The organism is Streptomyces sp. NPDC059037, from assembly GCF_042740015.1.
Taxonomy (GTDB): Bacteria; Actinomycetota; Actinomycetes; order Streptomycetales; family Streptomycetaceae; genus Streptomyces.
On record NZ_JBHYIG010000410.1, the window covers coordinates 1 to 6,270 of the forward strand.

A 6,270-nucleotide genomic window follows, 5' to 3' on the forward strand; every position below is an offset into this window, starting at 1 on the left:
CCGCCGTGGGTGCGGTGGGCGGGGGGGGGGCGCCCACCCTGGGCAGCCGCCGACCCGGGCCCGCGCGGCGCGCACCCGCAGCCCCCGCCCCCCCCGTGGTGCGTCTGCGCGGCGACATGCTGCATGCTGGGCTCTTCAGCAGGCCCGAGGGTTCCAGGTTACGGAGCAGCGCATGACTACCACCTTCCCCGACATCTCCATCAGCACGGAGCGGTTGGTGCTGCGCCCGTTCGAGGACGCCGACATCTCCGCGTACGCGGAGATGATGAACGACGAGCTGGTCACCGCCTGGACGTCCGTGCCCGCGCCCTACACCGAGGCCCACGCCCGCCGCTGGATCACCGAACTCGCGCCCGCCGAGCGCACCGAGGGCCGCGGCATCGTCCTCGCCGTCACCGAGTTCCTCACCCAGCGCCTGGTCGGCATCGTGCAACTGCGGGACACCGACTGGCGGGTGCGCTCCAGCGAACTCAGTTATGTCATAGCTCCCTGGGCCCGCGGCGAGGGCTATGCCTCGGAGGCGGCGCTCGCCACCGCCCAGTGGCTCTTCAACGACCAGCGCTTCGAGCGCATCGAGCTGCGCACCGCCGCAGACAACACCGCCGCCCAGCAGGTCGCGCAGAAGATCGGCTGCATCAGCGAGGGCGTCCTGCGGGGCGCCTGGATAGCGCGTACGAGGAACGGCGGCGATCCGTTCGGCGGCTGGCTCGACGTACGGACCGACCTCATCGTGTGGAGCCTGCTCCCCGAGGACCTGGAGGGCGTCGGCGAGCAGCTCGCGGACAGCGGGTTCAGCGCGTTCTCCGACTGGAACTGACCCCTCGGCCACCGCCGGATCCCACCAGGTACGCTCGCCCTGGCCGCAGGCGCGGTTGCCCCCTGCACCTAACCGGCCCGCACTGCCGACCCGCGAGAACCCAGGAGACCGACGAAGATGGCCGACCGCGTCACGGTGATCGGCTGGGACGGCTCGCCGCTGACCGCCGCCGCGCGCTCGGCGCTCGGCGCCGCCACCCTCGTCGCGGGCGCCGCCCACCACCTGGCGCTCGCCGAAGTGCCCCAGGCCGCCGAAAGGATCCGCCTGGGCAGCGTGAGCCTGGCCGCCCGCCGCATCGCCGCCCACCGGGGCACCGCCGTGGTCCTCGCCGACGGCGACCCCGGCTTCTTCGGCGTCGTACGCACCCTGCGCGCCCCGGAATTCGGCCTCGAGGTCGAGGTCGTGCCCGCCGTCTCCGCCGTCGCCCAGGCCTTCGCCCGCGCCGGGATGCCCTGGGACGACGCCCAGGTCGTGGTCGCCCACCCGCGCACCCTGCGCCGGGCCGTGAACGTCTGCCGCGCGCACACCAAGGTCGCGGTCCTCACCTCGCCCGGCGCGGGCCCCGCCGAGCTCGGCCTGCTCCTCCAGGGAGTCCACCGCACCTTCGTGATCTGCGAGGAGCTCGGCACCGAGCGCGAACAGGTCACCGTCCTCACTTCGGACAAGGCCGCCGACCACACCTGGCGCGACCCGAACGTCGTGATCGTCATAGGCGGCCCGGTCGCCGCATCCGACACCGGCTGGATCGCGGGCCGCGACCCGGGCACCCCGCGCGGCTGGGCGCTGCCCGCATCGGCGTACGGCGGCGACGCCCAGCTCGGCGAGGGCGAGAGCGACCGTCTCCGGGCCGCCCAACTCGCCCGCATCGGGCCGCGCGTGGGCGACCTCGTCTGGGACATCGGCTGCGGCAGCGGCGCCTTCACCGCGGAGGCCGCCCGGTTCGGCGCCGCGGTCATCGCCGTCGACCGCGACCCCGACGCCTGCGCCCGCACCACGGCCGTTTCCCGCCATTTCGGCGTACAGCCGCAGATCGTGCACGGCACGGCCCCGCACATCCTCGAAGACCTGCCCGAACCCGATGTCGTACGCGTCGGGGGCGGGGGAGCCGCGGTGGTCTCCGCCGTCGCCGACCGCCGCCCCGCGCGCATCGTGACGCACGCGTCGACGCGCGACGAGGCCGAACTCATCGGCAGGGACCTGACGGAGCACGGATACGTCGTGGAGTGCGCCCTGCTGCAGTCCGTCGAGCTCGACACGCGCGCGTGGACGGAGCGGGAGCGGACGGTCGTCTTCGTCCTCTCCGGACAGTTGGCCGATCGCGCCCCGTGACCCTGCCACCGCAGGGCGCGAGGTAGGCTGGCCGATCGTTGTACCGCACCAGGGTGTCCGGCAAATAGTTGGTCAATGTCCGGAAAGCTCGCCCGTTTTGGGGGGTGTGTGGTACGGCATGACCGGAGGGCGCGCAACGTGGCGCAGTCCACAGCGGGCCGTTGCGGATCAAGCTGCCATGACGGCAGGCCGACCGGGACAATGCCTGTTGTCCGTACGCGGTTCGTGCCGCGCGGCGCGCACGCTCGTTGAGAATGACGGGCGGTTGGTGCGCCGCTCCGGGCAATGGGGCTTCCCCGGCCGAAGGCCGAGGGGTGGTCGAAGAAGCACTAACCGATGGGCGAGGGGTTAAGCATGACCGACACCGGCCAGGTCCCGGCCGAGGGACTGCCGGAGAACGCAGGCTTGGTGGAGCAGCCGGGCGTCGCCGCCCCGGGTGCGTACACCTACCTCGACCCCTCCGAGAATCCCGCCGAGGGCGTCGCCTCCGCCGAGGACGACGACCTGCTCCTGATGCCGGGCGCGCAGGGCGCCTGGAGCGAGGCGCAGCCGGCACCGCAGCAGCCGCAGGCCGCCGCCTACGCCGTCACCCAGCAGGGGAGCGGTCAGCAGCCTGTGGCAGCCGATCCGTCCCTGGGCGGCCAGCCCGTGGCCGCGCAGCCGCAGACCGCGCAGCCCCAGGCCGCGCACCAGCCGGGCCCGCACGAGACGGCGGGCCGTGACAGCGGCTCGGTCGATCTGAACGGCGTCCAGCTGCCCGGCGCGACGGGCCCCGCGCCCGCCTCGCACGCCGGTCCCGCACGCCGCCCGCTGCACCGGGGTCCTTCGGGCCCCGCCGTGCCCGACGGCACGGGCAGCCCCGTACGTTCGCTCGCCGACCGCGGGCCCGCCGGTGCGCCGCAGCACGCCGTGCCCGCGCGCCATGCGGGGCCGCCGACCGTCGGCCCCGAGTACCTCGACATCCCGCGCGAAGGCGAGGGGATACTGCCGGCTCCGCAGCTCGGCGAGATCCCGCCGCAGGGGGCGACGCCGTGGACGCCGCAGCCGCAGCCTCAGGCTGAGCAGCTCGGGCAGCCTTCGCAGCAAGGGCAGCCGGTCGCACCAGCAGAAACGGTCGTCCCGGACGCCACACCCGCACCTCAGAACCCACAGAACGCACAGAGCACACAGAGCACACAGAACGCGGAGCCCACACCGGTAGCGCAGGACGCACAGGTCCCGCTGAGCACGCCGGACGTACTCGCGCCCGAGGCCCCGCAGCCCGCACCGGCCGCCGCCGAGCTGCCCGAACCCACGCCCGCCGCAACGCCCGCCGCCGGCACCCCCGCGGCCGCCTTCCCGCAGGCCGCGGACGGCGGTGAGCCCGCGTTCGCCGCCGAGGCGCTGGACGTCCCGGGTGCGCAGGACGCCGATCAGCCGTCGGCCACCGGCCAGGCCGTGCTGCCGCCGGTCGCGGACCAGCAGGTACCGGTGCCGGAGGCGAGCCAGGAGTTCCCGCTCGCCCCCGACGGGGCGCAGTTGTCAGCCGTGGGCATGCCCGCCCACGAGGCTGCCGCCGGTCAGCAGCCGTTCGCCGTGGCCGCCGCGCAGCCCTGGGCGGACGCACCGGTTCCGGGCGACGGGCACCTCCCGCACGCCGGGCAGGGCCCGCAGATCCCGCAGGCCGTCCAGCACACGGACGCCCCGATGGCCCCCACGCCCGCGCCGCTCGGCCAGTTCGTGCCGGTCGAGGGTTCGGTACCGACGCCTCCGCACCTCGCACCGACGCCTCCGCACCCGGTGGACGTGCCCCCGGAGTACTTCGAGGCCCCGCAGCCGGAGCCCGCCGAGGCCGAGCCGGCCGCAGAGGCCGCACCGCAGGCGGACGCCCCGGAGACGCTGAGCACCCCGGAGACCCCGGCCCCCGTGGAAGCCGCCGAGGTCCCCCAGGTCGTCGAGGTCCCCCAAGTCCCCGAGGCCATCGAGACCGCCGAGGCCCCCGAGCCCGCGGTCCAGCCCGCACCCCGGCCCGCGGCCACCGTGCCGGCCCCTCGTGACGGCGCGGCGTCCATGGCAGGGACGCCCGTACCGGACGCGGCGGCAACTCCCGTACCGGACACGGCAGAAGCACCCGTCGCCGCCGAGGCACCGGAGCCCGTGACCGAGGCAGCCGAACCGGAAGCGGAACCGGCGGTCGAAGCCGAAGCCGAAACCGAAGCAACAGCAGCAGCCGAGGCCGAGCCCACCGAACTGCCCGAGCCCGCCACCCCGGTGGAGCTCGCGGACGAGCCCGCTCCCGTCCAGGCGGCAGAGCCCGCGGAGCCCGTGGACCCGGCTCAGCCGACCCACCCGGCGGAGTCCGCCGCGGCCCCCGGCTACGACGACGCCGAACGGGAAGCCGTCCTGCGCGTCATGCGCGAGCGCCGCGACATCCGCAACGGCTTCCGCGGCGACCCGATCCCGCACGAGGTCCTGCTCCGTGTCCTGGAGGCGGCCCACACGGCGCCGTCCGTCGGCCACTCCCAGCCCTGGGACTTCGTCGTCATCCGCTCGGCGGAGACCCGCCGCACCATGCACGAGCTGGCCATGCGCCAGAAGGACGCGTACGCCAAGTCGCTCCCCAAGGGCCGTGCCAAGCAGTTCAAGGAACTGAAGATCGAGGCGATCCTCGACACCCCGGTGAACATCGTCGTCACCGCCGATCCGACCCGCGGCGGCCGCCACACCCTGGGCCGCCACACGCAGCCGCAGATGGCTCCGTACTCCTCGGCCCTGGCCGTCGAGAACCTCTGGCTCGCGGCGCGCGCCGAGGGCCTCGGCGTCGGCTGGGTCAGCTTCTTCGACGAACGCGAGATGGTCAGAACCCTCGGTCTTCCCGAGCACCTCGAAGTGGTGGCCTATCTCTGCGTCGGATACGTCGACGAGTTCCCTCAGGAGCCCGAGCTGATGCAGGCAGGCTGGTCCAAGCGCCGCCCGCTCTCCTGGGTCGTACACGAGGAGACGTACGGCCGCCGCGCGCTGCCCGGCGAGGACCTGCACGACCTGCTGGCCGAGACCGTCTCCAACATCCGCCCGCTGGACGCGAAGGCGCTCGGCGAGGCGTGGGAACGCCAGAAGCGGATGACGAAGCCGCCGGGCGCGCTCGGCATGCTGGAGATCATCTCCGCGCAGCTGTCCGGCCTCTCCCGGCAGTGCCCGCCGCCGATCCCGGAGCCCGCGGCCGTCGCGATCTTCGCGGGCGACCACGGCGTGCACGGCCAGGGCGTCACCGCCTGGCCCCAGGAGGTGACGGCCCAGATGGTCGCCAACTTCCTCGGCGGCGGCGCGGTCTGCAACGCCTTCGCCAACCAGGTGGGCGCCGAGGTCTGCGTCATCGACGTGGGCGTGGCCAGTGAACTCCCGGCGACGCCGGGCCTGCTGCCCCGCAAGGTGCGCGCGGGCACGGCGGACATGACGACCGGTCCCGCGCTGACCCGCGAGGAGGTCAAGGCTGCGATCGAGGTAGGCATCGAGACGGCCCGCGACCTCGTCGCGGCAGGCAACAAGGCCCTGCTCACCGGCGAGATGGGCATCGCGAACACGACGGCGTCCGCGGCCCTCATCTCCGTCTACACGGACGTGGACGCGGCGGAGGTCACCGGCCGCGGCACCGGCATCAACGACGAGATGCACGCCCGCAAGGTCGAGGTGGTCCGGCGCGCCCTGGACCTCCACAAGCCGGACCCGGCCGACCCGATCGGCGTCCTCGCGGCGATCGGCGGCCTGGAGCACGCGGCGATGGTCGGCCTCCTCCTCGGCGGAGCCTCCCTCCGAACCCCCGTCATCCTGGACGGCGTGAGCGCCGGCGCGGCGGCCCTGGTCGCCCGCGCCATCGCCCCCGAGGTCCTCGCGGCCTGCATCGCGGGCCACCGCAGCGCGGAGCCGGGCCACGTGGCGGCCCTCAACAAGCTGGGCCTGCGCCCCTTGGTCGACCTGGACCTCCGCTTGGGCGAGGGCACAGGAGCCCTGCTCGCCCTCCCCGTGGTCCAGAGCGCGGCACGCGCGATGCACGAGGTCGCCACGTTCGACTCGGCGGGCGTTACAGAGAAGTAGCAGCCGGTTGGTTTGTGGGCAGGCGTTCCGCATGGCGGAACGGGTGGGCACAC

The 6,270-nt window shown here is 74.2% G+C and carries 3 protein-coding genes; all 3 read left to right on the forward strand.

All coding sequences use genetic code 11. The annotated features are described in order from the left end of the window. Nucleotides 1-172: 172 nt before the first annotated feature. The 3 genes from ACFWY6_RS43350 (at nucleotide 173) to cobT (ending at nucleotide 6,217) form a co-directional block, all read left to right on the forward strand. Nucleotides 173-817: a GNAT family N-acetyltransferase gene (locus tag ACFWY6_RS43350; RefSeq protein WP_384702800.1), complete on the forward strand. Its 645-nt coding sequence runs from the start codon at nucleotides 173-175 to the stop codon at nucleotides 815-817. 117 nt (nucleotides 818-934) lie between these two features. Beyond that, nucleotides 935-2,146: a precorrin-6y C5,15-methyltransferase (decarboxylating) subunit CbiE gene (gene cbiE, locus ACFWY6_RS43355; RefSeq protein ID WP_384702803.1), complete on the forward strand. Its 1,212-nt coding sequence runs from the start codon at nucleotides 935-937 to the stop codon at nucleotides 2,144-2,146. A gap of 354 nt (nucleotides 2,147-2,500) precedes the next feature. After that, nucleotides 2,501-6,217, forward strand: coding sequence for a nicotinate-nucleotide--dimethylbenzimidazole phosphoribosyltransferase (gene cobT / locus ACFWY6_RS43360; RefSeq protein ID WP_384702806.1), 3,717 nt, complete (start codon nucleotides 2,501-2,503; stop codon nucleotides 6,215-6,217). Nucleotides 6,218-6,270: the final 53 nt, after the last annotated feature.

Bases quoted from the DNA above. Each gene is read 5' to 3' on its own strand.
- ACFWY6_RS43350 (WP_384702800.1), top strand. From the start codon at position 173: ATGACTACCACCTTCCCCGACATCTCCATCAGCACGGAGCGGTTGGTG.
- cbiE (WP_384702803.1), top strand. From the start codon at position 935: ATGGCCGACCGCGTCACGGTGATCGGCTGGGACGGCTCGCCGCTGACC.
- cobT (WP_384702806.1), top strand. From the start codon at position 2,501: ATGACCGACACCGGCCAGGTCCCGGCCGAGGGACTGCCGGAGAACGCA.